This window comes from Afipia sp. GW822-FHT03D08 (genome assembly GCF_058801645.1).
The window spans coordinates 224,470-251,325 of record NZ_JBXANK010000003.1 but is presented as its reverse complement, the minus strand read 5'-3'; the positions used below and the strand labels follow the sequence as shown (position 1 = coordinate 251,325).

Below are 26,856 nucleotides of genomic sequence, written 5' to 3'. Positions count from 1 at the left end.
TCCTTGCGCGTTGAAAAGATGCCCGTTTGTAGATACCCCCTGCTGCCACCATACTGTCAGCAGCAAGCGACCCAAGAGACCCATAAGAGACCCTAAATGAGGCGCGCCGACCGGCTGTTCCAGATCATCCAGGTGCTGCGGCGCACCCGCAAGCCGCTGACCGCCGAGGCGATTGCGAAGGAGCTGGAAACCTCGAAACGCACGATCTACCGCGATATCGCCACGCTCATTGGCCAGCGCGTACCGATCCGCGGCGAGGCCGGCACCGGCTATGTGCTGGAAAAAGGCTTCGACATGCCGCCGCTGATGCTGACGCCCGACGAGATCGAGGCCGCAGTCCTGGGCGCGCAATGGGTGGCCAGGCGGGCCGACCCGGTGCTGGCAAAGGCGGCGCAGGACCTGATCGCCAAGATCGTCGAGACGATACCCGAGCGGCTGCAACCGCTGGCGCTTGAGCCCGCCAGCCGGACGCCGCCGAAATGGGACGCGACGCCCGACAGCATCGATATGACGCAATTACGGGCGCATATCTACGCCAGCAAGAAAGTCCTGCTGCATTACCGCGACGAGCAGGGCCGGGAGAGCAAACGCACGGTCTGGCCGATTGCGGTCGGCTATCTGGAAACCGTGCGAATGCTGGCGGCGTGGTGCGAATTGCGAAGGGACTTTCGCAGCTTCCGGATCGACCGCATGACCGATGCCGTGTTTCTCGACGAAAAATATCCGGAGCGCCGCGCCGCCTTGCGGACGAAATGGATGAAGACCTTTGCGCTCCACAACAACATGCACGAACGCTGACATCATGACTGCAACCGACAATCCCTGCCAGAGCTGCGGAGCCTGTTGCTCGTATTCGAGCAACTGGCCACGCTTCACAGTGGAAGACGACGCCGCGCTCGATCTCATTCCCGAGAAGTTCGTCAACGACCGGCTGTCGGGCATGCGCTGCGACGGCGACCGGTGTTCGGCGCTGACCGGCAAGGTCGGAACCGCGACCGCCTGCGGGATCTATGATGTACGGCCCGAAGTCTGCCGCACCTGCATGCCGGGCGATCCCGAATGCGGCATGGCGCGCCGGCGGTTCGGACTGCCGGAAATCGCCGGTTCCATACCCGGCGATCAGTGATCCGGGAACCAAGTCGCATCGTCAGGCGTCAATACTGTCAGCACCTCTCAGAACGGGAGCAGGACGCCATGCGCGAAATGGAAATTCATGACTATGCGCGGCAACTGATGGAAGCGCACGGTCCTCGGGCCATTGCGGAGGCCGCACAACGGGCGACCGAGTGCGAGGCCGAAGGCAAGCTGGAGCAGGCCAGGGACTGGCGGCATGTCGAGGACGCGCTGAAGCTTATGCGCGGGCCGCATCAAAGCTGAAATGATTCAGACCGCAACCGGTTTGCGGACGACCATCGCTATCGTGGCTGCGCGGAAACGCAGCCGGCGAAAGTCGCTTACGCCGGCATCGCCGCAAGATCGCTTTCGTCGTCGATTTCGTCGGCGATCGGGGCGAACGTGCTGAGCGGCTTCGTCGAGAGCGTGATATTGCGGCGGTTGCCATAGGACGATGGCGACGGACCCGACGACGGCGCTTCCCGCGACATCGCGAACAGGGTCGAACCGACGATCCCGCCTTGCTCGACCAGATCGCGTTCCGAGCATGTCGCCGCGATCGCAAGGCTCATGCCGTGCAGATGGGCGCGCCGGTAGCAGAACAGAGCGAGCATCGCCCTGACATCCGCCGACACCGATTCCACAAGTTGAGGAAGACCGTGTTCACTGGCTCGGTAAAGGCTTCCGAGCATCTCGTCGCCGACCGGGCAGACGTCGTTCTCAAAGGCTTCGCGGCTGGACCACATTGAAAATCTCCCCAGCTACATGACCCGCCAGTATGGGCGGCTTGGCGGAAAAATCATGCGCCACTTCATTCCGGGAAGATGCAATGCAATTTCCTAACGCAAGGTTAACCACGCCCTCGTGTTCGTGCGCGCGTTCATTGAATGTTAGAGAGATGGAACCGGACCGCGCGCGCCGCGAATCAACCGGTGATTCGGCGGGGCACAGGAGACAGATCTGATGGACACCACAAGCAGACGCAGGCTTGCCGGACAATGCTTCTGCTGAGAGACGATCCTGCTATCGGTCCCACCGCATACATCTTCGTCGGCTCGAAGGCCTTGGTTCACCATCACCGACGACCTGCCGCAATACGACCAGCATCGGTGACAACGAAGGTCTAGACGCGCTTGTCCTTGATCCAGCTAGCGATGGCGCGGCCGATGGCCGGGCCGGAATCTTCCTGGATGAAATGGCTGCCGGGAACGGTGACCTCGGTCTGGTTCTTCCAGCCGCGGCAGAACTCCCGCACCTTGCCGATCAGGATCGCGCCCGGTTCGGCGTTGACGAACAGCTTCGGCAGATCGTTCTCCGCCATCCACTTGGCGTAGGCATCGACGATGGCGACCACATCGGCAGGTTCGCCGCCGATCGGAATCTGGCGCGGCCAGGTCAGCGTCGGCCAGCGGTCCTCGCGATTGAGAAACGGCTTGCGGTATACCGCCATCTCGGCGTCCGACAACTTGCGCAGCACCGAGCCGGGCAACACCCGCTCGATGAAAAGGTTGCGGTCGAGGATCATCTGCTCGCCCTTGTCGGAGCGGAAACCCTGAAACACCGGCGTCGCCGCCTCGCTCCACTCGTCCCAGCCGGCGACGGGCCGCACAATGCCTTCCATGTAGGCGATCCCGCGCACACGATCGCGATGGTGGTTGGCCCAGTCGAAGCCGAGCGCCGAGCCCCAGTCGTGAATCACCAGCAGAATTTTTTCGCTTCCGCCGATCACCGCGTCGATGAAAGCCCAAAGATGATCGCGGTGCGTGGTGAAGCGATAGGTATCCGGCTTCACATCGGGCAGCTTGTCGGAATCGCCCATGCCGATCAGATCCGGTGCAATCAGGCGGCCCTGCCCTTCGAGCTCGGGAATGACATCGCGCCAGAGATAGGACGAGGTCGGATTGCCATGCAGGAACAGGATCGGCTGGCCCTCGCCGCGCTCGTGATAGGCCATGCGGCGGGCAAGCACCTCAACGGTCTTCTTCGCAAGCGGCTGTTCGGTCATCGCGTTGTCCTCAGGCCAGGAGCTGATCGATCAAGGCCTGATCCTGATCGTAGACCCAGCATTCATGGAGTCGGTCGTCGAGAATCGAATACACCAGGAGCCGCTGCACGTCCGTGGTTTTCTCGTCATGGCTGAACTGCTCGCGCGCCAAAACCGGGCCGCGCTCCGGCGGACCTGCTCAGTGGCCGCCGCGTCATCGATTGCCCTCATGCCCGCCATAAACTCTCCGCTCTCCGCGCGTCCCCGCGAAAGCGGGGACCACCCTACATTTTTTTGGAGTGCTGGATTCCCGCTTGCGCGGGAATGAGCGGGTTAACATCCAGATCGATCTAGCCGATAAACGTCACTGCCTCCGGAATCGTCGCGCGGTTGGTGCGATAGCTGTTGGCGGGATGCGTTGTATCGGCATAGCCGAACGAAATGCCGCACACCACGCGGCGATCTTCCCCGACGCCGAGATGCTTGCGCACCACGTCGGCATGTCCGGCCAGCGCCGCCTGCGGAATCGTCGCGAGACCCGCAGCCTGTGCGGCGAGCATGAAATTGCCGACATAGCCGCCGCAGTCGATCGCGCCGTAGGTCCCGAGCGCTTCGTCGCTGGTGATGATGGCCACGTGCGGCGCGCCGAAGAAGCGGAAGTTTTCCAGCATCTGCTTGTTGTAGGCGGCCTTGTCGCCACGCGCGATACCGAGTGCATTATAAAGCTGGAAGCCGCTTTCGCGGCGGCGATCCAGATAGACGCCCCTGTATTCGCGCGGGAAGTCGAAATCCGTGACAGGCGGCGCGCGTTCGCTCGCCGCCTTGTACATCGCCTCGCCGAACGCCTTCACGGCATCGCCGGAGAAGATCGTCACCTGCCACGGCTGGCTGTTGCACCATGACGCGGTTTTCTGCGCGGCCGCCAGCACGCGCTCGATCGTCGCGCGCGGCACAGGGTCCGGCTTGAACGCGCGGCAGGAATACCGCGCAGCAAGGAGCTTCTCCACGACCTCGATGTCGCGGCTGTCCGGTTGTGCAAGCATGGCGCTCAGCGTCCCTTGGTCGGAATGGCGTTGAAAGGAACATCCTTGTCGACGCGGATGTCGCCCGGCAAGCCTAGCACCCGTTCGGCGATGATGTTGCGCAGGATTTCGTCGGTACCACCTGCTATGCGATCCGACGGCGAACGCAGCAGGATCGACTGGAACTGGCCGCCGACGGACGGGCTGTCCGCATCGGTCAGTGCGCCGGACGCGCCCTGAAGGTCCATCGCGAACATCGCAATGTCCTGCAGCATGGTGCCGGCCACGAGCTTGCCGATGGAATTTTCCGGGCCCGGACGCTCGCCGCGCGACAGCGCCGAGATCGAACGATAGCTGGTGTACTTGAGGCCGCTGGCCTTCACCGCCCAGTTCGCAAGCTTCGAGCGGACATTCTTGTCCTCGATCGCGGGACCGTCCTCCAGCATCAGATCGTTGCAGAACGCGAACAGCTCGGGGAAGCCGGTCGACTGCCGCGCACCGATCGACATGCGCTCGTTCATCAGCGTGGTCAGCGACACGTTCCAGCCGTCGCCGACCTTGCCGAGCCGCTGCGAGTCCGGGATCTTCACGTCGGTGAAGTAAACCTCGTTAAACTCCGACTGGCCGTTGGCCTGCTTGATCGGCTTGACCACGACGCCCGGCGATTTCATATCGAGCCAGAACATGGTCAGGCCCTTGTGCTTGGGCTGGGTCGGATCGGTGCGCGTGATGACGATGCCGTAGTCGGAGAAATGCGCGCCGGTGGTCCAGACCTTCTGGCCGTTGATGATCCAGTCGTCGCCCTTCTTTTCAGCGCGGGTGCGCAGACCGGCGACGTCGGAGCCGGCGGACGGTTCGGAGAACAACTGGCACCAGACATGTTCACCCGAGGCGAGCGGCGGCAGATACTTCTGCTTGTCGGCATCGCTGCCGAACGCCATCAACGTCGGGCCGCACATGCCCTGCCCGATCAGGAACACGCCCTCCAGCTTGCCGTAAAAGCCCTCTTCCTGCTGCCAGATCACGCGCTCGATCGGGGACGCGCCGCGTCCGCCGTATTCCTTTGGCCAGTGCAGGCAGGCCCAACCGGCTGCGGCCTTCTTTTTCTGCCACTTCTTGGATTCCTCCAGGATGTCGCGGTTCTTCAGCTTGATGCGGCCGACGGTCGGCTGCGACAGTTCGGCTTCCAGTTCCTTCGGTGCGTTGGCCTGTATCCAGGCGCGGGCTTCGGCACGGAACGCGGCTTCCTGCGGAGTGTCATCGAAATTCATGGAAATGATCCTTCTTAAGAAGCGTTGCGGAAGCGCAGGCGGTCGATCAACTGGTTCTCCCAGTACGACAGGCTTCCGAGCGACAGCGCGAGCACGTTGGCGCGCCGGTAATACAGGTGGCAGTCGAACTCCCAGGTGAAGCCCATGCCGCCGTGCACCTGGATGTTGTTCTTCGAGCAATGCTGGAACGCCTGCGTGGCGCTGATGCGGGCGGTTGCCGCGGCTTCCGGCAATTCCGCTGCGTCGGTCGAAAGCGCCCATGCGCCGTAGTAGCAATTGGAGCGCGCCAGCGTCGCCGAGACATACATGTCGGCAAGGATGTGCTTCACCGCCTGGAACGATCCGATCTGGCGGCCGAAGGCGATCCGGTCGAGCGCATAGTCGCGGCCCATTTCCAGCGCGCGGTCGGCGCCGCCGACCTGCTCGAACGCCATCAGCACGGCAGCGCGATCCAGCACGCGGGTCAGGATGCTCCAGCCCTCACTGGCCGCGCCGAGCGGCTCCGCCTTGGCGCGGTCGAACGTGATCGCGGCCTGGCCATGCGCCTGATCGAGATTGGCGAGCGCCTTGCGCGTCACGCCCTCGCCGTTCAGATCGACAATGAACAGTCCGATGTCAGTCTCGCGGCCGGTCGATCCGGTGCGCGCGGCGACGATCGCAAAATCCGCGATCGCGCCGTCCGCCACCGGCGTCTTGGTGCCCGAGACCGCACCCTGCGCGGCCGAGACCTTGATCGCCTTGTGCGACGGATTGCCGACGCCCTCGAACAGCGCCAGCGTGCCGATGGCTTCGCCCGAGGCGATCTTCGGCAACCACTTTGCCTTCTGTTCGGCGCTGCCCGCGAGCATGATGGCTTCGGCGGCAAGATAGATCGTGGACGAGAACGGCACCGGCGCCAGCGCGCGGCCCATTTCCTCGGCGATCACGCACAACTCAAGATGTCCCGCGCCTGCGCCGCCGAATTCCTCCGGAATCGCGACACCGAGAAAACCCATCTCCGCAAGGCCCTTCCACAGTTCCTTGTCGTAGGGCGCCTTGCCTTCCAGCACGGCACGCACCGCCTTCGGCGGCGAATGTTCCGCGAGATAGCGCCGCGCCTGATCGCGCAATTGCTTCTGGTCGTCCGAGAATTCAAAGTTCATGAGTTTCGCCTTTTCTCATTCATGTTCAGTCAACACATTCGTCATTGCGAGGAGCGAAGCGACGAAGCAATCCATCTTGTTATCTCCAAAAAAATGGATTGCTTCGCTTCGTTCGCAATGACGATTATCGATCCAGCATGATCACGTCCGGCCCCGGCTGGTCTGCATAAAGCTGTTCGACCAGCGCGGCGCGGCGTTCCAGGCCCGCGCGCTGGTTGATGTACCCCTTGTCCGTGAGTTCGTTGCCATCGATGGACGGCGGCTCGGCCATCATCATCGCGCGCACAATGCGGCGGCTGCTCGTGTTGTTGCACGCCTGGTTATGCGCCAGCAATCCGTCACGCAGATGTGCACGCACCTTGGGATGATTCACCACGGTATCCATCGACGCATTCATGTCCTCGATCAGCCTGCGGCAGGAATCGAGATTGGGCCATGCCAGCAGTCCAATGAAAGGACGATCCTGCCCCGCGACCAGCGCATCCTGAACAACCGGCGACGCAGCGGCGATCGCATCGGTGCGCAGCGCGCCGACAAGAACGAATGTTCCCGTGGTGAGCTTGAAGTCCTCGACCACGCGGCCCGAAAAAATCAGGCCCTGCGCCGGGTCCTGCGGATCGACGAACACGCCGGCATCGCCGATACAGTAAAAGCCTTCCTCGTCGAACGCCTTCTGCGTCAGTTCGGGCTGGCCGTAATATCCCGGCGTCACGTTGACGCCGCGCAGCCGCAATTCGTACTGCGCGCCACACGGCACCATCTTCAATTCGACACCAGGAAACGGCAGACCGATCAGGCCGACGCGCTCGGTGTCCCAATAGGTGCCGGTGGAGGTTGGCGCGGTCTCGGTCGAGCCCCAGCCGGTGTAGAACACAAAACGCTCGCCGGTGGTACGCACCGCGAGTGTCTGGAAGCGATCGTAGAGATCATCCGGGAGCCGCGCGCCGCCGTAGGCGAGCAATCCGAGATTCCTGAAGAACGAGCGGCACAGCGCATCGTCCTTTTCCATCACCGCCGCCAGCGCCGCGTAGCCGGCTGGCACGTTGGCATAATAGGTCGGCGAAATCTCACGCAGGTTGCGCAGGGTTTCCTCGAACTGGCCGGGCACCGGACGGCCATCGTCGATATACAGTGTGCCGCCTTCGGTCAGCGCCACATTGAACAGCGCATTCCCGCCCATGGTGTGGTTCCACGGCATCCAGTCGAGATAGACACCGTCCGGCGCATCGTCCGGACGCGGCCGCACCTGCATCATCATGCGGGCGTTGGCGCACATCATCTTCTGCGTGTTGATGACGGCCTTGGGCATGCCGGTGGAGCCCGACGTGAACAGCAGCTTGCCGACAGTGTCTGGCGTGATCTGCGCGATGGATTCGTCAACTGCCGATGTGACAGGTGTTGCAGCAAGATCCGCGTAGGCCACGCTTTTGATGTTCGCGGGCGCGCGATCGACGTGGATCACCGTGATGCCATCGAGATCGAGCGCGGCCAGCGCCTTCTCGAACATCGCGCCATCCTGCACCATCACCACCGCAGGCTTCACAAGGCCGAACAGGTATTTCAGCTTGGCGTGATCCTGGCTCATCAGCGAATAGGCAGGAGACACCGGCGCCGCCGGAATCCGCGCCTGCATCGCCGCCTGCGTCATCAGTGCGTGCTCGATGGAATTGCCGCTGAGGATCGCGACCGGACGCCCGGCAGGCAACTTCATGTCGAGCAGCGCCTGTGTCAGCGCATCGATGGTCCGCTTGGCGTCACCGTAGGAGACCTTGTGCCATTGCCGCTCGGGGCCCCGGCGCTGCGCCAGCCAGATGTGATCGGGCCGCGCAGCCGCCCACTTCGCCACCGAGGCCGGAATGTGCGGCTCATAGGGATCGAGCGGAAACCGGGACTTCAGGACGATCACGCCGTCGTCCCGACGCTCCACCGCGATGTCGCGCGGCAACCAGTCGATCTTCCGGAATGCGGGCTTCGACGGCACGGTGTCCGCGCCTGTCCCGGCCAGACTTGAAGTCACACTCGCGCTCATCGCAGCCTCTCCCTCAGAGAAACGGCGGGGGCATTCTTGTGATGCGCCCCTCGCCGGCCGATTACGCCTTGAACCATCAACCGTCATTGCGAGCGAAGCGAAGCAATCCAGAGAATGCTTCAACCAAAAAAGGAATGGATTGCTTCGTCGCTTACGCTCCTCGCAATGACGATGTGGCCCCTACCGCGGCGCCATGCGGATCGCGCCGTCGAGGCGGATCGTTTCGCCGTTCAGCATCGGGTTCTCGACAATCGCGACCGCGAGCTGCGCGTATTCGCTCGGATCGCCGAGACGCGCCGGATGCGGCACCTGCGCGCCGAGGCTCTTCTGTGCTTCTTCCGACAGGCCCATCAGCAGCGGCGTCAGGAACAGTCCCGGCGCGATGGTCATGACGCGGATGTTGAGCGAAGCAAGATCGCGCGCCACCGGCAGGGTCAGGCCGACGATGCCGCCCTTCGATGCTGAATAGGCCGCCTGGCCGATCTGGCCGTCAAAGGCGGCGACGCTGGCGGTGTTGATGCACACGCCGCGCTCCTCACCGATCGGCGGCGCGGTCTGCATGCGCTCGGCTACGAGACGAATGCAGTTGAAAGAGCCGATCAGGTTGACCTTGATGATGCGCGAGAAGTGATCGAGCGGATAGGCGCCGTTCTTGCCGACGGTCTTTACCGCGCCGCCGATGCCGGCGCAGTTCACCAGCACGCGGATGACGCCATGGGCGGCTTCGGCCTTCGCGATGGCTTCCTTGACCGGCGCTTCTTCGGAAACGTCACCGACCAGCGCGAGACCCTTGATCTCCTTGGCGACGGCTTCTGCGCCGTCCTTGTTCATGTCGATGACGGCGACCTTCGCGCCCTTCGCGGCCATCGCGCGCGCAGTTGCCGCGCCCAGACCCGAACCGCCGCCGGTGATGAGAACTGAAACATCCTTGAGCTGCATAAGTCGTTTTCCTCGTGTGACGGATTGTTAAGTCGTGATGACTTCAGGATGCTTTCGCCGCGGTCTTTTGCGACCACTGCGAAAGAATTTCGGCGGCATCGACCGGCGGCACCGCCGGCGATCCCTGAATGTTTGACGGTGTGCGCGAGAACCGCGGCGCGGGCGCGGGCTGCAAATGGCCATCGACGTTAACGAAGGTTTTGCGCGCGGCGAGATGCGGATGGGACGGCGCATCGAACAGTCCGCGCACAGCGGCCGCGCAGGCGTCCGAGCCTTCGAGAATCGCGGCCCACTCGTCGCGCGTTTTGGTCTTGAACAAAGCCGTCATCTTCTCGTGCAGATGCGGCCAGCCCTTGCGGTCCATCTGCGCGTCGTAACAATCCTCGCTGAGCCCCGCGAGCTTGCGCAGCTCCGCATAGAACTGCGGCTCCAGCGCGCCGATCGCCATGAAGCCGCCGTCCTTGCATTCATAAGTGCGATAGAACGGTGCGCCGCCATCGAGCAGATTGGTGCGCGGCTGATCGGTCCAGCGCCCGGTCGCCTTCATGCTGTGGAACATGGTCAGCATGCTGGAGACGCCGTCGCACATCGCAGCATCGACGACCTGACCCTTGCCCGACGCACGGGCTTCGATCACCCCTGCGAGCACACCGACCACGAGATACATCGCGCCGCCGCCGTAATCGCCGACGAGATTCAGCGGCGAGACGGTTTCACCGTTGGCGGCGCGGAAGGAATCGAGTGCACCGGTGATGGCGATGTAATTGATGTCATGACCCGCCGCCTGCGCCAGCGGGCCTTCCTGGCCCCAGCCCGTCATGCGGCCATAGACCAGTTTCGGATTGCGCTTCAGTACGACATCCGGCCCTAGACCGAGCCGCTCCATCACCTGCGGCCGAAAGCCTTCGATCAGCACATCCGCTGCGCCGATCAGATCCAGCGCCTTGGCAATGTCAGCCGGGTTCTTCAGATCCAGTTCGATGACACGGCGGCCGCGATTGACGAAATCGCGCACATCGCGCTTGCCCTGTCCGGGCCGCGCGATCGATACAACGTCCGCGCCCATGTCGGACAACAGCATCGATGCGAACGGACCCGGCCCGATGCCTGCGAATTCGATGACGCGCACACCGCGCAATGGTCCTGTTGCAGCCGAACGCTCCGTCATACGCTTCTCCCAAACTCAACGTCTTCTTGTTTATCGGCGCGCCCATTTTTGTTTCGAGGCCGGACGCGTCGCTCATTATTTTAATTGCTACCGTTCTATCACGCCTTGGTGACGGACGACTTCTCCGTGTCAAACGACATGGCAGCCCTGTCGGTCAGCAATCCACCGAGGAACAGCGTCGTCATATGCTTGATGTACTGTCGCCGCACTTCGTCGGAGATGCCAGTCGGCCCGAGAAACCGGGCATTCATCTGGCGGCCGTAGAACAGGTTGTCGCAGGCGCCGTTGAGGCTGATGTAGAACAGTGCCGGATCGACCTTGCGGAATTCGCCTGCCGCCACGCCATCGTCGAGCAGCTTGCGCACAAAGCCGAACAGCGGATCGATAAAGAAGCGATGAACTTCCTTTGAAGTCGCCTCGCTGCCCTGATGCAACAACAGATGAATCAGCCGGCTCAGATACGGCACGCGATAATAAGCGTTGATGATGCCGGCAATGTGCCGCCGCATCTTCTCCGTCGGAGAGATCGGCTGATCGAGCACGAAAGCGAGATTGGTCATTTCAGCGGCGGCATCGCGCGCCAGCAGCGCCAGCAGCAGACCGTCCTTGTTGCCGAAATGATATTTCACCAGCGCCGCGTTCACGCCGGACTTCTGCGCGATCTCGCTCAGCGACACCTCGGTCGAGTTCCGCTCGATCATCAGATCGCCGGCGGCCACCAGCAATTTCGCAGCGGTTGCATTCATCGGCGCGGTTTCCTTTTCGGGAACCTGCTTCGATGGCAGCCGGCGCGGCTTTTTGGCGGTCAGGGTCGGTGACATGCGCGGTCTCGGGACATGATGGACCACCAGCTAACCCGATGATCGGGCCGCGCTCAAGAGTTAATTGACCGATTGACTAAATCCCGCGCCGCGCCTTTAATCCCGCCCAACCGAAAACAATCCATCAGGGAGCACCACCATGGCTGAAGCCTATATCGTCGCCACCGCCCGCACCGCAGGGGGACGCAAGGGAGGCCGCCTTGCCGGCTGGCATCCGGTCGATCTCGCAGCTTCGGTGCTGGATTCACTGGTGGACCGCACCGGCGTCGATCCGGCCCAGATCGAAGACGTTATTATGGGCTGCGTGATGCAGGCCGGCGAACAGTCGAACAACGTCGCCCGCAACGCGGTGATGGCGTCCAAGCTCCCGGAAAGCGTGCCCGGCACCTCGGTGGATCGCCAGTGCGGTTCGTCGCAGCAGGCGCTCCACTTCGCGGCGCAGGCGGTGATGGCCGGCTCGATGGACATCGTGATCGCCGCGGGCGTCGAGGGCATGACCCGCGTGCCGATGGGACTTCCGGCAACGCTGGCCGCCAAGAACGGCTTCGGCAATTATTACAGCCCGAACATCCAGCAGAAATATCCGAACATCCAGTTCAGCCAGTTCACCGGCGCTGAAATGATGGCGGAGAAGTATGGTCTGGCGAAGGAAGAGCTCGACCAGTATTCCTACCAGAGTCACCAGAAGGCAATTGCCGCCACGCAGGCCGGGGCGTTCAAGGACGAGATCGTTCCGCTCAAGTTCACGCGCGAAGACGGCTCCAGCGACATCCACAACATCGACGAAGGCATCCGCTTCGATGCGACCATCGAAGGCATCCGCGGCGTCAAGACCATTGCGGAGGGCGGCAAGCTCACCGCCGCCAGCGCCAGCCAGATCTGCGACGGTGCGTCGGGCGTCATGGTGGTGAACGAGCGCGGCCTCAAGGCGCTCGGTATCGCGCCGCTGGCGCGCATTCATCACATGACCATGATCGGCGGCGATCCCGTCATCATGCTGGAAGCGCCCCTGCCTGCGACGCACCGCGCGCTCAAAAAGGCCGGCATGAAGATCGACGATATCGATCTGTTCGAGGTCAACGAAGCCTTCGCTTCGGTGCCGACCGCATGGCTCAAGGACACCGGCGCCGATCCGGCCAAGCTCAACGTCAACGGCGGCGCGATCGCGCTCGGCCATCCGCTCGGCGGCTCCGGCACCAAGCTGATGACCACGCTGGTCAATGCGCTCAGGCAGCGCAACAAGCGCTACGGCCTTCAGACCATGTGCGAAGGCGGCGGCATGGCCAACGTGACCATCGTCGAGCGTCTGTAAAAAAGATGAACCGGTCGTCCCCGCGAAGGCGGGGACCCACCTGCCGATCAATTGTTTCGGCCCGAAGCTACATCGGGCGATTTCATTCCCTTCAGGAGTTATGAATCCCCGCTTTCGCGGGGATGACCGGAAATTCTATCGCCAAGAGCGGACCAATCCGCCGGTGTCTTTGAGGAAACGCCCAGGGAGCGCCATGTCTCATCCATCGATTCACGCCCAGTCGACGCCAGACAAGATCGCCTACCAGATGGCGAGGAGCGGCGAAGCCGTCACCTATCGCGAACTCGACCGCCGCTCCAATCAGGGCGCGCAACTGTTCCGCTCTCTCGGCCTGAAGAAGGGCGATCACATCGCGCTTCTGATGGAAAACAACATCGCATTCATGGAAATCTGCTGGGCGGCGCAGCGCAGCGGGCTCTATTACACCGCGATCAGCCGTTACCTTACCGCCGACGAGATCGCCTATATCGTCAAGGATTGCGGCGCCAGGGTCGTCATCACCACGCCGAAGTGCGTCGAGTCCGTCGCGCCGCTGGTGACCAAAGCGGCTGACGCGCCGGTGTTCTTTATTGTGGGCGGCTCGCATCCCGGATTTCGCTCGTGGGAGGATGCACTGGCGACACAGCCGGCCACGCCGATCGCCGATGAGGCCGCCGGTTACGACATGCTGTATTCGTCCGGCACCACCGGACGGCCAAAGGGCATCAAGCGCCCGCTGACCGAACCATCCATCCTCGTGCCCAATCCGCTGCTCAAGCTGCTGTGTTCGACCATGTGCGGCATGAACGAGACCAGCGTGTATCTGTCGCCTGCGCCGCTCTATCATGCGGCTCCGCTGCGCTTCAACATGATGTGCGGCGCGCTTGGCGGCACCTCGATCATCATGGAGTCGTTCGACGCCGAGGAATTTCTGCGGCTGGTCGAGAAGCACAAGGTGACGCAGTCGCAACTGGTGCCGACCATGTTCGTGCGCATGCTCAAGCTGCCGGACGATGTCCGCGCCAAATACGATATATCGACATTGAAAGGCGCGGTGCACGCCGCCGCCCCGTGCCCCGCCGATGTCAAGGCGAAGATGATCGACTGGTGGGGCCCGATCCTGATCGAGTATTACGCCGGCTCCGAAGGCAACGGCGTCACGGTGTCCACGTCGAAAGACTGGCTGACGCATCGCGGCACCGTCGGCCGCGCCGTGGTTGGCGAGGTGAAAATTCTCGACGATGATGGCGCTGAACTGCCGGTCGGCGAAACCGGCACGGTGTATTTCGCCGGCGGACCCCAGTTCGCCTACCACAACGACACCGACAAGACGCAGCGCGCCTACAACGACCGCGGCTGGTCCACGCTCGGCGATGTCGGCTATCTGGACAACGACGGCTTTCTCTACCTCACCGACCGCAAGGCCTACATGATCATTTCCGGCGGCGTGAATATCTACCCGCAGGAAACCGAGGACGCGCTGATCTCACATCCGGCGGTTGCGGATGTCGCGGTGTTTGGCGTCCCGAACGAGGAAATGGGCGAAGAGGTCAAGGCCGTGGTGCAGCCGCACGACATGTCGCGCGCGGGCAAGGAGCTTGAAGCTGAGCTGATTTCGTTTTGCCGCCAGCATCTGTCACCGATCAAGTGTCCGAAGAGCGTGGATTTCGAAGCCGAACTGCCGCGCACGCCCACCGGCAAGCTGGTGAAGCGGCATCTGCGCGACAAGTACTGGGCGAAGGTGAAAAAGACGCCGGCTCAGGCGTGAGAAGCATTCGCCACCTGCCGCCACCGTCATTGCCGGGCCTGACCCGGCAATCCATCTTAACGAGGTTCCTTGAAGAGAATGGATGCGCGGGTCAAGCCCGCGCATGACGTTCAACGCATGGAAACAACTTCGGCTCAGTCTTCCTTCAGCCACTGCTCGACGAGCATGACGTCCGGCGGCTGAAGATACTTGGTCGTCCACATGTCGACGGACCACTCGATCCGGCTTTCCTTCTCGACAATCACCGCGGTGTTGTGGGGCAACTGCATCGTGAAAAGGTTGCCGCGATAGCGCGGATTGCCGACCGTGTGATGCTTGAACAGACCCCATTCCTGCAGAACCAGCAGCAAACTCGAGACATTACGGGTGGAGTCCCAGCAATCGTAATTGTTCGCATCGGCACGGTTGCGGATATCCGCGCGCGCCACGCGGGTCGACGTGCCGATCTCAGGTCCCATCCGCTTGTCGAACCAGACCACCGCCTTCTGAATCGCGGCACGTTCGGCTGCGGCATTCGCCTTGCCGGACGCCAGGATCTGCGCAAGCGCTTTCCTGTCGGCAGCCGAGAAATCGAGGATCGCGCGGCGGCGGCAGACGAAGCCGTAACACACCGTCATTTCCGACGCCGACGGCGGATTGATCGACACCGAAGTATAGAGTTCGTTTTGCTGCGGACTGAGCTGCATGGCAGACGCAGGCGACATCGCGGACATGAATCCAAGTGCTGCTGCGATTGCGATGGCCGGGAAAATCGGTTTGAACAACGCGGAAACCCTGACAGTTAGGCCAGCAGAACTATGGCGGATTTCGCGCGCAATCAACAGCCGTCTCGCCGCCGCGCCCGCAATCGCAACAACGTGAGGCGGTTCCGTCACACCGGCAGCGGAGCATCGCGCTTCACTTCTTCCATCACGGCGTAAGTTCGCGTTTCACGCACGCCGGGCAGCGCGAGCAGCGTCTCACCGAGGAACCGCCGGTAAGCCGTCATGTCGGCAAGACGCGCCTTCACGAGATAGTCGAACCCCCCCGCCACCATGTGACACTCGAGCACTTCCGGTGCGAGTTTTACGGCTTCTGCGAACCGCTCGAACACATCAGGCGTGGTTTTGTCGAGCAGCACCTCAACGAACACCAATAGCCCGAGCCCGAGCCGATGCGGATTGAGCCGCGCACCGTAACCCTCAATGAAGCCGTCGCGTTGCAGCCGCTTCAACCGCTCGCCAATGGAGGTCGGCGACAGGCCGATGCGCTCCGCCAGTTCGACATTAGCAATGCGCCCGTCAGACTGCAGGATTTCGAGGATTTTCCGGTCGATCTTATCTGTTTCGCTCATTTATTCGGAATTTTCTGCTATTTTCCGTATTTTATAAGCTAAAACTCTGAATTTGTCTATCGAACCACGGCAGGTGTTGGATGTAGGATTTGGCAGCCCAAGAGGATGCCATGCTCGACACTCCTGGCCCCGGCCAACTCTTTTCAGCACCCTATGCGCCCGACGACAGCGAGATCGCTGCGCGCCTGCTCGCGATGCCGCCATTGTCCGCCGAAGAGAACGCCCGCATCGACCGCACCGCCACGCGTCTGATCGAGGCCGTGCGTGCCGAAGATGGCGGCTTTGGCGGCGTCGAAGACATGCTGCGCGAATTCGCGTTGTCGACCAAGGAAGGCCTTGCGCTGATGGTGATGGCGGAGGCGCTGCTGCGCGTCCCCGACGCCGCCACCGCGGACCGCTTCATCGAGGACAAACTTGGTCAGGGCGACTTCGCGCATCACCGCACAAAGTCCAGCGCACTGCTGGTCAATGCATCGGCGTGGGCGCTCGGCCTGTCCGCGCGGGTGATCCAGCCCGGCGAGACGCCGCTTGGCACCGTCGGGCTGATCGCCAAGCGGATCGGCCTTCCCGCGGTGCGCACCGCGACCCGGCAGGCGATGCGGCTGATGGGCAATCATTTCGTGCTGGGTGAAACCATCGATGCCGCGCTCGCACGCGCGGCGGATGACGATGGTCCCACCCATCATCATCGCTATTCCTTCGACATGCTCGGCGAAGGCGCGCGAACCGCAGCCGACGCCGCGCGCTATTTCGAATCCTATGCCGCAGCCATCGAGGCCATCGGCCGCACGGCGGGAAACAACCCTCACCCGGACCGTCCCGGAATCTCCGTGAAGCTATCGGCGCTGCATCCGCGCTACGAGGCGCTCAGCCGCACGCGGGTGATGGCCGAACTGGTGCCGCTTGCGCTCGATCTCGCGCGCCGCGCCATGGCGCACCACATGAACTTCACCATCGACGCTGAGGAAGCCGACCGGCTCGAACTGTCGCTGGATGTGATCGGCGCGGTGTTTGCGGATCCTTCGCTCACAGGCTGGGAGGGATTCGGGCTCGCCGTGCAGGCCTATCAGAAACGCGCCGAGGCGGTCATCGATCACGTCCATTCGCTCGCCGAGCGCCACGACCGCCGCATGATGCTGCGCCTTGTCAAAGGCGCCTATTGGGACACCGAGGTGAAGCGCGCGCAGGAACGCGGGCTGGACGGCTATCCGGTCTTCACCCGCAAGGCGATGACCGACCTGAACTACATCGCCTGCGCGCGAAAGCTGCTCGGCTTGCGCCCCCGCATCTTTCCGCAGTTCGCCACCCACAACGCGCTCTCGGTCGCAACCATTTCCGAACTCGCAGGCGATGATACCAGCTTCGAGTTTCAGCGGCTGCACGGCATGGGTGACGCTCTCTATGCACAGCTTCATGCCGACAAGCCGGACCTCGCATGCCGCATCTATGCGCCGGTCGGCAGCCATCGCGACCTGCTGGCCTATCTGGTGCGGCGGCTCCTGGAGAACGGCGCCAATTCATCCTTCGTCGCACAGGCGGCGAACGACAGCATTCCCGTCGCGGCGCTGCTGGAACGGCCCGAACAGATTATCGCAGCGCCCGATCAGGCCCGCAACGCACGCCTGCCGTTGCCGCCTGAACTGTATCTGCCGCGGATCAACTCGAAAGGCATCGAGTTCGGAGAGCGCGCTGCACTGGACGCATTGCTGACATCGGTTGACGATGCAGTGAGACCTTCAAACAGCGTCAAGGAGGCGAGCGAGGACGACGCCGCGATCGCTGTTGCACTGGCGCGCACCGGCTTCGCCTTCTGGAGCCGTACGACCGCCGACACCCGGGCCATAGCACTGGAGCGCGCCGCGAATCTTCTCGAGCAGCGGATGCCGCACTTCATCGCATTGCTGCAAACCGAAGGCGGCAAGACCATCGACGATGCCGTCTCGGAGGTGCGCGAGGCGATCGACTTCTGCCGCTACTATGCCATCGAGGGCCGCAGGCTGTTCGGCGACGGCCTGCCGCTTCCCGGCCCCACCGGCGAGAGCAATACGCTGCGACTGCGCGGACGCGGCGTCATGGTCGCGATCTCGCCGTGGAATTTTCCGCTGGCGATTTTTCTGGGCCAGATCGCCGCCTGCCTGATGGCGGGCAACGCAGTCGTCGCCAAGCCCGCTGAACAGACGCCGCGCATTGCCGCGGAAGCCGTGGCGCTGCTGCATGAAGCAGGAATTCCGGATTCGGCGCTCCATCTCGTGCAGGGCGACGGCAAGATCGGCGCGGCGCTGGTCGCGCATGACAACATCGCCGGCGTCGTCTTCACCGGGTCCACCGATGTGGCGCGCTCGATCAACCGCACCCTCGCCGCGAAAGACGGCCCGATCGTGCCGCTGATCGCCGAGACCGGCGGTATCAACGCCATGATCGTCGACGCGACCGCGCTGCCCGAACAGGTCGCCGACGACGTGGTGAGATCGGCCTTCAGGTCGGCCGGCCAGCGCTGTTCGGCCTTGCGGCTGTTGTTCGTGCAGGACGATGTCGCGGACCGCATGATCGAAATCATCGCCGGCGCCGCAGCGGAACTGAAAGTCGGCGATCCACGTGATCCGGCAATCCAGGTCGGGCCGGTGATCGACGCCGAGGCGAGGGAACGTCTCGATGCGCATATCGCGCGGATGAAAGCCACCGCGCGGGTTCATTTCGCGGGCGAAGCGCCGGCATCGGGCAACTTCGTCGCCCCGCATATCTTCGAACTGGAGAACGCGGAGCAACTCACGGAGGAAGTGTTCGGTCCGATCCTGCATGTGGTGCGCTACAAGGCGGCGGATTTCGAGCATGTGCTGCAATCGATCGCCACCAGCGGCTATGGCCTGACGCTCGGCATCCATTCGCGCATCGACGACACCGTCGACACCACGATCGAGCGGCTCGCGGTGGGCAACGTCTACGTCAACCGCAACATGATCGGCGCGGTGGTCGGCGTGCAGCCGTTCGGCGGACACGGATTGTCAGGAACGGGACCAAAGGCCGGCGGGCCGCATTATCTTCCACGCCTCGCCACCGAGCAGACGGTGACGATCAACACCGCGGCCGCAGGCGGCAATGTCGGGCTGATGACGGAGGAGTGAGCCGCAGACGCCCCTATTCGTCATTGCGAGCGAAGCGAAGCAATCCATCCTTGAATCATGGATTGCTTCGTCGCTTCGCTCCTCGCAATGACGCCATGCGATACTACAGCACCACCGGCTTGTCGGGCAGTTCGTTGCGATGTGCGTCGCTGGCCGGAAAATGCTTCGCCAAAACCTTCGTCACGGCTGCAATGCCTTTCAGCACGCCGCCCTCGAAATTCTTGGCGCGGAATTCGGTTTCCATCAGGCGGCAGATCTTCTCCCATTCCGCCTGGGTAACTTTGTCATTGAAGCCGCGATCGGCGACGATCTCGACATCGCGGTCTGCGAGCAGCAGATAAATCAGCACGCCGTTGCTTTGCGCGGTGTCCCAGACCCGCAAATGCCCGAAAACATCGATGGCGCGGGCGCGGGCGGGCTGGTTCCTGAACAGCGGCACGCCATCGAGCGCGCCTTCCACCACAAAGCGGATTTGTCCGGCATGGGCCGCTTCGCTGGCCTTGATCGCCTTTTCGATGTTCGCGAGCGCCTGCCGCGGGAACGCGCGGCGCACCCGCCAGCGGTTGAGAAGAAGATGCTTGCCGATGCGTTTGATGCCCATTGCTGTGCTCTCGGCTACCAACTGCCCGACGCGCCGCCGCCGCCGAAGCTGCCGCCGCCTCCGCTGAAACCGCCGCTGGAACTGCTCGATCCGCCGGAACTGAATCCGCCGCCGTAGCCGCCGCGGCCTCCGCCGCCTCCGGACGACACGAGCGTGTCGCCGATCAGCGTCACGACAAACGCGATCATTCCCCCGATGGCGGCGATCGGCAACACGCCGAGGAAGAACCAGATGAAGGCCGCGACACCGCCGCCGGCAATAAGGGAGCCCAGCAGACGGCCGAAGATGGCCCGGAAGATTCCGCCGCCGACCAGCACGACAATGAAGAGGAACGGGAAATACTCGCCGATCGCGCTCAGGTCCGGCATCTCGCCTTCAGGCTTCGGCGGCGGCAGCGGCTCGCCGTCGATCACTTTCAGGATGCGGTCCGCGCCATCCGAAATGCCGCCGGCGAAGTCGCCGCTTCTGAATTTCGGCGTGATAATCTCGTCGATGATGCGCTTGGAGGTCGCGTCGTTCAACGCGCCTTCAAGGCCGTAGCCGACCTCGATGCGCAGCTTGCGGTCGTTCTTGGCGATGATCAGAAGCGCGCCGTCATCGACCTTCTTGCGGCCAAGCTTCCATTGTTCGGCCACGCGCAGCGAATACTGCTCGATGGTTTCCGGCTGGGTGGTCGGCACGATCAGCACCGCAAGCTGGCTGCCCTTGCGATCCTCGAACGCTTTCAGTTTCTGTTCGAGACTTGCCGCCTGATCGGCCGACAGCGTTCCCGTCAGATCGACCACGCGCCCGGTCAGCGGCGGTACCGCGACGTCGGCCCGCGCAACAAATGCCGCGCCGGCAAACGCCCAGCACAGCATGAACGCGAGAATGACCGCCTTTACCGCTTTCATTGCGGATGTCCGCTATTCCCCTGTTCCCTTACTTGGCGGGCGTGGGTGCCGGGGCAGGCGCTGCCGGAGACGGCGCGTTGAAATCGACCTTCGGCGCGGTGGAAATCGACTTCTCGTTCTCCACGGTGAAGTTGGCCTTTTCCTTGTAGCCGAACGCCATCGCCGTCAGGTTGTTCGGGAAGGTGCGGATGCCGACGTTATAGTCCTGCACCGCCTTGATATATCGGTTGCGCGCCACCGCGATGCGGTTCTCGGTGCCTTCAAGCTGCGCAACCAGATCGCGGAACAACTGGTCGGACTTCAACTGCGGATAGTTTTCCGTCACCACCAGAAGGCGCGACAGCGCACCGGTGAGTTCGCCCTGCGCCGCCTGGAATTTCTGCAAGGCCGCCGGATCGTTCAGCACTTCAGGAGTCACCTGCACGCCGCCAACCTTGGCGCGCGCGTTGGTCACGCCGAGCAGCACATCCTTTTCCTGCTGCGCAAAGCCCTTAACGGAATTGACGAGGTTCGGCACCAGATCGGCGCGGCGCTGATACTGGTTCACGACTTCTGACCATGCCGACTTCACCGATTCATCGTTCTGCTGGATCGCATTGTATCCGCAATTGGTGAGGCTCAGCGACGCGAGCGCTGCAAGGACGGTCAAAATCTTGCGCATAAATATCTCCAGTAAAACGCCGAACGGCGGCAGAATGAGAGAACAAGCGACCATACGTTGGCCGTGTGACGGCGAGCATACACGCCCTGTCTGCCCCGGTCATCTTGCCTCGCCTGTTCGTTTTTTAGCGACTTTGCTCTTGAACCGTCGATGAACGAAACCGCTGTGTACGGATGAGGGATATTCGTATGATGGCCACAAAAATCTCATGCAACATGACTGCGTTGCGCGAGGTTTCCCTGGAAATTGCCTGCGGCAGGGTACACAGTTCCAATTCGAAACCAACTCGACATCGGAACAGCGACCATGACCGCCACCGCGATGACCTCCTCCGAAACCGTGATCGAAACCGGCACGGACGAACTTCTCTGCGAGATCCGCGACCGCGTCGCCGTCATCACGCTCAATCGCCCGCAGGCGCGCAATTCGCTTTCCGACAATCTGACACCGGCGCTTCGCCGCATGATCAAGCAGTGCGGCGAAGACCCGAATGTCGGCGCTCTTCTCATCACCGGCGCAGGCGACGCGTTCTGTGCCGGCGGCGACGTCAAGGGCATGGGCGGCAAGCCGGGCAGCAGCAATGCACCGGAGCTGACACTCGATCAGAAAATCGCACGCTTGCAGGAACGCCAGCGCACCCTGACCGGCGCGCTGGTCAATGTCCGCAAGCCGACCATCGCGGCGCTGCCCGGCCCCGCCGCAGGCGCTGGACTGTCGCTGGCGCTGGCATGCGACCTGCGCATTGCCGCGGAGTCAGCCTTCGTCACCACGGCCTATGTGAAGATCGGGCTCAGCGGCGACTATGGCATGTCATGGCTGCTCACGCGCCTCGTGGGCACGTCGCGCGCGCGCGAACTGATGTTCTTCGGTGAGAAGATCGATGCGAAGCGTTGCGAAGCGCTCGGCATCGTCAACCGCGTGGTGCCGGACGACAAGCTGCGTGAAGACGCGTTCGCCTGGGCGAAGAAACTGGCCGAGGGACCAACCACGGCACTGCGTTTCCTGAAGGACAATCTCGACGAAGCGCTGATGAACGATTTCCTGACCTCGCTCGATCACGAAGCCGAGCGCATGGTGCGATCCGCAGGGACCGCCGATCATAAGGAAGCGGTGAAGGCCTTCGTCGAAAAGCGGAAGCCGGTGTTCAAGCGCAGCTAACACACCGCGTGAATCAGACGCCCTCGAACTGCAACCGTGCAAGGCGCGCATAGAGGCCGTTGGCCGCGACGAGCGAGGCGTGGGTGCCCTGCTCGACAATGCGGCCATTCTCCATCACCAGAATGCGGTCGCAGGACAGCACGGTGGCGAGACGATGCGCGATCACCAGCGTGGTGCGATGCTTCATCAGCTCTTCCAAAGCGGTCTGCACCAGCGTCTCGCTCTCGGCGTCGAGCGACGACGTCGCCTCATCGAGCAGCAGCAGCGGCGCATCGCGCAGGATCGCGCGTGCAATCGCAATCCGCTGGCGCTGGCCGCCGGAGAGTGTCACACCACGCTCGCCGAGTTGCGTGTCGAAGCCGAGCGGCAGACGGGTAATGAACTCGGTGGCATGAGCCAGATCGGCGGCGCGCGCGACTTCCGCATCGCTGGCGTCGGGACGGCCGAACCGGATGTTCTCGCGGGCGCTGGTGGCGAACACAGCGGAATCCTGCGGCACCAGCGCAATGCGCGACCGCACAGCGGACGGCTCGGCTTCGCGGACCGGCACGCCATCGACCGAGATCACGCCAGAGGCAGGATCGTAGAACCGCAACAGCAGATGAAACAGCGTGCTCTTGCCGGCGCCTGACGGTCCGACCACCGCAACCTTCTCGCCGGCCTTCACCGCGAACGACACGCCATCGACTGCGAGATGATCCGGCCGTGTCGGATAGGAAAACCGCACATTGTCGAACATTACGTCGCCGCGCGGCGGCATCGGCAATGCGCGCGGATTGGCAGGCGCGGCGATGTCCGGCTTGATGCGCAGGATTTCGAACAGCCGCTCGGACGCGCCGGAGGCCTGCGAGATTTCGCCCCACACTTGGCTGAGTTCGCCGAGCGCGCCGGCTGCGAACGCCGCATAGAGAATGAACTGGCCGAGACGCCCGGCGCTGATCTGGTTGGTCAGCACGTCATGCGAGCCGATCCACAGGATCGCCACGACGCTGGCGAAGATCAGGAAGATCACGGTGGCCGTGAGAAATGCGCGGGCGCGCGTCGAGTTGCGCGCCGCGACGTAGGCCCGTTCGACTTCGCCGCCGAACCGCGCTTCCGCGAGGCGCTCATTGGTGAAGGCCTGCAGCGTGCGGATCGCGCCGATCAGTTCAGAAGCATAGGACGAGGCGTCCGCCAGCGTGTCCTGCGCGCCGCGCGACAGTTTCTGCACGCGGCGTCCGAAGGCGACCAGCGGCAGCACGATCAGCGGGATCACCGCAAGCACAATGCCGGACAGCTTGGGGCTCGTGACCACCATCATCGCGGATGCGCCGACGAACAGCACGAGATTGCGCAGCGCGATCGAGACCGACGCGCCGACCGCCGACTTGATCTGCGTGGTGTCGGCGGTCAGGCGCGAGACCAGTTCGCCGCTATGCGCAGTGTCGAAGAACGACGGCGACAGCGACGTGAGATGTTTGAACACATCGCGGCGCAGATCGGCGACGATGCGCTCGCCCAGCGTGATGACGAGATAGTAGCGCGCGGCACTTGCGCAGGCGAGCACCGCCACCACCGCGATCATCACTGCGAAGTAGCTGTTGATCAGCGCGATGCCTTCGGGGCTGAAGCCGAAATCGATCATGCGGCGCACGGCGAGCGGCACCACCAGCGTCGCGGCGGAAGCGATGATCAGCGCCACCAGCGCCGCGAGAGCCTGCCCGCGATAACGCGCCACGTAAGGCGCAAGCGCCAGCAGCGGACGCAGTTTCACGCCGCGGGATTTCTTCGGCGCCGTTTCGGGCGCGTCCGGCGAAGGCCCGGTGGCATTGGCAGAGACCCCTTTGACGGCGGCCACCTCACGCGCCAGCGCGGATGGCAACCTCGGGTCTTCAACGCGTTCCACTGCACTCATTCTTCGGCCGCCGTGTTGCTTTCAGGCCCTCCAATAGGCCCCCAATAAGGGGCTGGCAAATGACGTCGCTGCTTGTTTCCGGGCCGTTCCTGCGATATAGAGCGCCCAAATTCGTCCCGAACATCATTGATCTGTGGGCGCGCGGCGCCAGAGGATTTGCCATGAAAGCCGAAATTCACCCGGATTATCATACAATTAAGGTCGTCATGACCGACGGGACCGAGTACCTGACCCGCTCGACCTACGGCAAGGAAGGCGACACGCTGAACCTCGACATTGACTCAAAGTCGCACCCGGCCTGGACCGGCGGCACCCAGCAGATCCTCGATCGCGGCGGCCGCGTTTCGCGCTTCCAGAAGAAGTTTTCGGGCTTCCTCAAGAAGGACTGATCCTTCTCAGGTTTCCGGCAGTCCATACAAAAACGCCCCCGCTTTCGCAGGGGCGTTTTTTGTTTCTGGCTGAACGCTTACCGCCGCTCGAATGCAGCCTTCAGCATGTTCATTTGCGGCACCAGCGGATTGCCGATCGCCAGATGCTCGGAGGCCGGCGTGTGGATTGTCGCATCCAGCCGGCGCACCTTCGATTGCAGCGCCATCGAGCGCGTGACGAGTTCCTGCAGGCGTGCCGGCAGCTTGGAAACGATATCTTCCGGACCGGGATCGGCAGCGGTCAGCTTGACCTTGGTCTTCTCCCGATTGGCCTGGTGCAGCGTCATCTCGCCTTCCTTGACTGCGCGATGCAGCAACAGCCAGGACGCCAACTGCATGAGCCGCGTGGTCAGGCGCATACTTTCGGTGGCGTAGCTCAGGCTCACGGAGCGCTCGAGCGCCTTCGCCTCGGTACGGCCCGGTCCGTCCAGATAGGCCGCGGTCTCCTCGACGAGATCCATGCCTTCCCTGAACAAGGTCCCGAAGGCTGGTGAATTTGTGATCCGCTCGCTCAAGAGAACGAGATCGGCTTCGCCCTGGTCGGACATGGTTAACGCCTCACGCTGCTGGTTCGCTGATTTTTTTATGATGAACAAATCATTGCGCGCCCGGGACGGAGAGTCCAGCCACGCTGCGTAACAATGAGGAGATATGGTTTCCAGCGGGATGCCGGGCGCAGGAAAAGGGCCCCGGCCAAAGTATAGAAAGCCCGGCAAAAAAAGAGCCGCCGTTTCCGGCGGCTTTTGAAAGTTGATAACAGGGAGGCGTCAAACAGAGTGACAGGAGCCACTCGGTGTCCAAACAAGGACAATTGCAGTCATAATCCCGAAAGCTTAATACGTCGTAAATGAACGGTTCTTTTTACGGTTCCTTTGCAATTGTCCCGGAACTGCGTTCACGAATTCACGACTTGAAGAAGGCGTTGGCGGCGTCGCGGCTGGCGCGTTTCTTCGCGGCATCGGCTTTCAGCCGCTCGATTTCGGCGGTGAGTGCCGCGATGCGATCTTCGATGTCCTCGAACGACAACAGCGACAGATCCTGCCCCAGGTCGTGGGTGACTTTCTTCCTCGGCTCGTCGTCGTCATCGCTGGCCATGCTTCCCTCCTCACGTTCACCCGATTATAGCTGACATCTTTCCTTCCCCGCCCATCCGCCGCAAGGACACATCATGGACAAGCTGCCCGCACAAATGACCGCCATCGCGATTTCCAAACCCGGCGGACCCGAGGTGCTCGTGCCTGAACAGCGGCCGGTGCCGAAGCCGGGACCGAATGAAATTCTCATCAAGGTTGAAGCGGCGGGCGTCAATCGTCCCGACGTGTTGCAGCGCATGGGACTGTATCCCGTGCCTCCCGGCGCGAGCGATCTTCCGGGCCTCGAAGTCGCAGGCGAAGTGGTCGCGCTCGGCGAGGGCGTCACCAAGCGCAAGATCGGCGACAAGGTGATGTCGCTGGTCGCAGGCGGCGGTTACGCCGAATACTGCCTCACCCATGAGAGCCACGCGATGTCGGTGCCGAAAGGGTTTTCGATGACCGAGGCCGGCGCAGTCGCCGAGACGCTGATGACGGTCTGGCACAATGTGTTCGAGCGCGGCGGATTGAAGCCGGGCGAAACGCTGCTGATCCACGGCGGCTCATCCGGCATCGGCACCATGGCAATCCAGATGGCGAAGGCGCACGGCGCGAAAGTGTTCGTCACCGTCGGCGGACAGGACAAGGTCGATGCGTGCCTCAAGCTCGGCGCGGATGCCGCGATCAACTACAAGACCGAGGATTTCGTCGCCAGGACGAAGGCGCTGACCGACGGCGTCGGCGTCGACGTCATCCTCGACATGGTCGGCGGCGATTACATCGACCGCAACTATGAAGCCGCGGCCGTCGAAGGCCGGATTGTCCAGATCGCATTCCTCGGCGGCTCGAAGGCGACGCCGAACTTCGCCAAGCTGATGATGAAGCGGCTGCACCATACGGGCTCGACGCTGCGCCCGCGCACTGTCGCGGACAAGGCGGCGATGGTCAGTGCAATTGAGGCCAAGGCGATGCCCTGGCTCGCCAGCGGCCGCGTCAAACCCCTGATGGACAGCACATTCCCGCTGAAAGAGGCCTCAAAAGCCCATGCGCGGATGGAATCCAGCCAACATATTGGCAAAATTGTGCTGACGGTTTAAGGCCGGGGAACCCATCGAAACCCTTTGATTTGCTTCATATTCGTGGCATTT

At 62.8% G+C, this 26,856-nt stretch carries 27 protein-coding genes; 9 read left to right on the top strand and 18 right to left on the bottom strand.

Annotated features, from left to right (window positions below):
• Positions 1-96 precede the first annotated feature (96 nt).
• From AC1RM7_RS20365 to AC1RM7_RS20355, 3 genes are all read left to right on the top strand, one after another.
• Positions 97-798 (top strand): helix-turn-helix transcriptional regulator, encoded by a 702-nt coding sequence (locus AC1RM7_RS20365; protein WP_024919642.1) that lies wholly within the window; start codon positions 97-99, stop codon positions 796-798.
• A gap of 4 nt (positions 799-802) precedes the next feature.
• A complete protein-coding gene (locus AC1RM7_RS20360; protein WP_006022788.1) occupies positions 803-1,126 on the top strand; it encodes a YkgJ family cysteine cluster protein in 324 nt (107 codons plus the stop codon).
• 68 nt (positions 1,127-1,194) lie between these two features.
• On the top strand, positions 1,195-1,377 hold the full coding sequence (locus tag AC1RM7_RS20355; protein ID WP_006022789.1) for a hypothetical protein: 183 nt from the start codon (positions 1,195-1,197) through the stop codon (positions 1,375-1,377).
• A 77-nt stretch (positions 1,378-1,454) separates the two neighbouring features.
• Here AC1RM7_RS20355 and AC1RM7_RS20350 read toward each other — a convergent pair whose 3' ends face one another.
• The 10 genes from AC1RM7_RS20350 to AC1RM7_RS20305 all read right to left on the bottom strand — a co-directional run bounded on the left by AC1RM7_RS20350 (position 1,455) and on the right by AC1RM7_RS20305 (position 11,489).
• Complete coding sequence (locus AC1RM7_RS20350) at positions 1,455-1,859, bottom strand: hypothetical protein (protein WP_006022790.1); 405 nt, start codon at positions 1,857-1,859, stop codon at positions 1,455-1,457.
• Positions 1,860-2,236: 377 nt separating this feature from the next.
• Positions 2,237-3,118, bottom strand: a complete 882-nt coding sequence (locus AC1RM7_RS20345) for a haloalkane dehalogenase (protein WP_492837435.1) — start codon at positions 3,116-3,118, stop codon at positions 2,237-2,239.
• Positions 3,119-3,128: 10 nt separating this feature from the next.
• Entirely contained in the window at positions 3,129-3,269 is a 141-nt protein-coding gene (locus AC1RM7_RS20340; protein ID WP_244434422.1) for a hypothetical protein, read from the bottom strand.
• Positions 3,270-3,447: 178 nt separating this feature from the next.
• Positions 3,448-4,140, bottom strand: a complete 693-nt coding sequence (locus AC1RM7_RS20335) for a nitroreductase (protein WP_024919644.1) — start codon at positions 4,138-4,140, stop codon at positions 3,448-3,450.
• A gap of 5 nt (positions 4,141-4,145) precedes the next feature.
• The gene (locus tag AC1RM7_RS20330) at positions 4,146-5,390 is read right to left on the bottom strand and encodes an acyl-CoA dehydrogenase (protein ID WP_024919645.1); all 1,245 of its coding nucleotides are present in this window, start codon (positions 5,388-5,390) and stop codon (positions 4,146-4,148) included.
• 14 nt (positions 5,391-5,404) lie between these two features.
• Entirely contained in the window at positions 5,405-6,532 is a 1,128-nt protein-coding gene (locus AC1RM7_RS20325; RefSeq protein WP_024919646.1) for an acyl-CoA dehydrogenase family protein, read from the bottom strand.
• A gap of 124 nt (positions 6,533-6,656) precedes the next feature.
• On the bottom strand, positions 6,657-8,561 hold the full coding sequence (locus AC1RM7_RS20320) for an AMP-binding protein (RefSeq protein ID WP_051472486.1): 1,905 nt from the start codon (positions 8,559-8,561) through the stop codon (positions 6,657-6,659).
• Between the two features lie 180 nt (positions 8,562-8,741).
• Positions 8,742-9,500, bottom strand: a complete 759-nt coding sequence (locus tag AC1RM7_RS20315; protein WP_006022797.1) for an SDR family NAD(P)-dependent oxidoreductase — start codon at positions 9,498-9,500, stop codon at positions 8,742-8,744.
• Positions 9,501-9,543: 43 nt separating this feature from the next.
• Complete coding sequence (locus tag AC1RM7_RS20310) at positions 9,544-10,668, bottom strand: CaiB/BaiF CoA transferase family protein (protein ID WP_024919648.1); 1,125 nt, start codon at positions 10,666-10,668, stop codon at positions 9,544-9,546.
• 98 nt (positions 10,669-10,766) lie between these two features.
• Positions 10,767-11,489, bottom strand: coding sequence for a TetR family transcriptional regulator (locus AC1RM7_RS20305; protein WP_024919649.1), 723 nt, complete (start codon positions 11,487-11,489; stop codon positions 10,767-10,769).
• A 139-nt stretch (positions 11,490-11,628) separates the two neighbouring features.
• On the opposite strand from AC1RM7_RS20305, the gene AC1RM7_RS20300 reads away from it, so the two are divergent.
• Both AC1RM7_RS20300 and AC1RM7_RS20295 read left to right on the top strand, forming a co-directional pair.
• Positions 11,629-12,801: an acetyl-CoA C-acetyltransferase gene (locus tag AC1RM7_RS20300; protein ID WP_006022800.1), complete on the top strand. Its 1,173-nt coding sequence runs from the start codon at positions 11,629-11,631 to the stop codon at positions 12,799-12,801.
• A gap of 193 nt (positions 12,802-12,994) precedes the next feature.
• The gene (locus AC1RM7_RS20295; protein ID WP_024919650.1) at positions 12,995-14,548 is read left to right on the top strand and encodes an acyl-CoA synthetase; all 1,554 of its coding nucleotides are present in this window, start codon (positions 12,995-12,997) and stop codon (positions 14,546-14,548) included.
• A 134-nt stretch (positions 14,549-14,682) separates the two neighbouring features.
• Here the strand turns inward: AC1RM7_RS20295 and AC1RM7_RS20290 are convergent, their stop codons facing one another.
• The gene (locus AC1RM7_RS20290; protein ID WP_024919651.1) at positions 14,683-15,312 is read right to left on the bottom strand and encodes a hypothetical protein; all 630 of its coding nucleotides are present in this window, start codon (positions 15,310-15,312) and stop codon (positions 14,683-14,685) included.
• Positions 15,313-15,419: 107 nt separating this feature from the next.
• The gene (locus AC1RM7_RS20285) at positions 15,420-15,881 is read right to left on the bottom strand and encodes an Lrp/AsnC ligand binding domain-containing protein (RefSeq protein WP_024919652.1); all 462 of its coding nucleotides are present in this window, start codon (positions 15,879-15,881) and stop codon (positions 15,420-15,422) included.
• A 110-nt stretch (positions 15,882-15,991) separates the two neighbouring features.
• Here AC1RM7_RS20285 and putA point away from each other — a divergent pair, with 110 nt between their 5' ends.
• Positions 15,992-19,003: a bifunctional proline dehydrogenase/L-glutamate gamma-semialdehyde dehydrogenase PutA gene (gene putA / locus AC1RM7_RS20280; protein ID WP_024919653.1), complete on the top strand. Its 3,012-nt coding sequence runs from the start codon at positions 15,992-15,994 to the stop codon at positions 19,001-19,003.
• Positions 19,004-19,106: 103 nt separating this feature from the next.
• On the opposite strand, the gene AC1RM7_RS20275 is transcribed toward putA, so the two are convergent.
• The 3 genes from AC1RM7_RS20275 to AC1RM7_RS20265 are packed head-to-tail and all read right to left on the bottom strand — an operon-like array spanning position 19,107 to position 21,158.
• Positions 19,107-19,604: a TPM domain-containing protein gene (locus AC1RM7_RS20275; RefSeq protein WP_024919654.1), complete on the bottom strand. Its 498-nt coding sequence runs from the start codon at positions 19,602-19,604 to the stop codon at positions 19,107-19,109.
• 14 nt (positions 19,605-19,618) lie between these two features.
• Positions 19,619-20,497 carry a TPM domain-containing protein gene (locus AC1RM7_RS20270; protein WP_006022806.1) on the bottom strand — a complete coding sequence of 293 codons (879 nt, stop codon included), beginning with the start codon at positions 20,495-20,497 and terminating at the stop codon, positions 19,619-19,621.
• A 28-nt stretch (positions 20,498-20,525) separates the two neighbouring features.
• A complete protein-coding gene (locus tag AC1RM7_RS20265) occupies positions 20,526-21,158 on the bottom strand; it encodes a LemA family protein (RefSeq protein WP_024919655.1) in 633 nt (210 codons plus the stop codon).
• Positions 21,159-21,464: 306 nt separating this feature from the next.
• Between AC1RM7_RS20265 and AC1RM7_RS20260 the strand changes: the two genes are divergently transcribed.
• Positions 21,465-22,316 carry an enoyl-CoA hydratase gene (locus AC1RM7_RS20260; RefSeq protein WP_034459844.1) on the top strand — a complete coding sequence of 284 codons (852 nt, stop codon included), beginning with the start codon at positions 21,465-21,467 and terminating at the stop codon, positions 22,314-22,316.
• 13 nt (positions 22,317-22,329) lie between these two features.
• Here the strand turns inward: AC1RM7_RS20260 and AC1RM7_RS20255 are convergent, their stop codons facing one another.
• Positions 22,330-24,210, bottom strand: coding sequence for an ABC transporter ATP-binding protein/permease (locus tag AC1RM7_RS20255; RefSeq protein ID WP_024919657.1), 1,881 nt, complete (start codon positions 24,208-24,210; stop codon positions 22,330-22,332).
• Positions 24,211-24,371: 161 nt separating this feature from the next.
• Between AC1RM7_RS20255 and rpmE the strand changes: the two genes are divergently transcribed.
• Positions 24,372-24,599, top strand: coding sequence for a 50S ribosomal protein L31 (gene rpmE / locus AC1RM7_RS20250; protein WP_002717151.1), 228 nt, complete (start codon positions 24,372-24,374; stop codon positions 24,597-24,599).
• A 77-nt stretch (positions 24,600-24,676) separates the two neighbouring features.
• Here rpmE and rcdA read toward each other — a convergent pair whose 3' ends face one another.
• Together rcdA and AC1RM7_RS20240 are read right to left on the bottom strand one after the other, a co-directional pair.
• The gene (rcdA, locus tag AC1RM7_RS20245; RefSeq protein ID WP_006022811.1) at positions 24,677-25,186 is read right to left on the bottom strand and encodes a protease adaptor protein RcdA; all 510 of its coding nucleotides are present in this window, start codon (positions 25,184-25,186) and stop codon (positions 24,677-24,679) included.
• A 355-nt stretch (positions 25,187-25,541) separates the two neighbouring features.
• Positions 25,542-25,733 (bottom strand): DUF1192 domain-containing protein, encoded by a 192-nt coding sequence (locus AC1RM7_RS20240; protein ID WP_024919658.1) that lies wholly within the window; start codon positions 25,731-25,733, stop codon positions 25,542-25,544.
• A gap of 73 nt (positions 25,734-25,806) precedes the next feature.
• Between AC1RM7_RS20240 and AC1RM7_RS20235 the strand changes: the two genes are divergently transcribed.
• Positions 25,807-26,805 carry an NAD(P)H-quinone oxidoreductase gene (locus AC1RM7_RS20235; protein ID WP_006022813.1) on the top strand — a complete coding sequence of 333 codons (999 nt, stop codon included), beginning with the start codon at positions 25,807-25,809 and terminating at the stop codon, positions 26,803-26,805.
• Positions 26,806-26,856 lie beyond the last annotated feature (51 nt).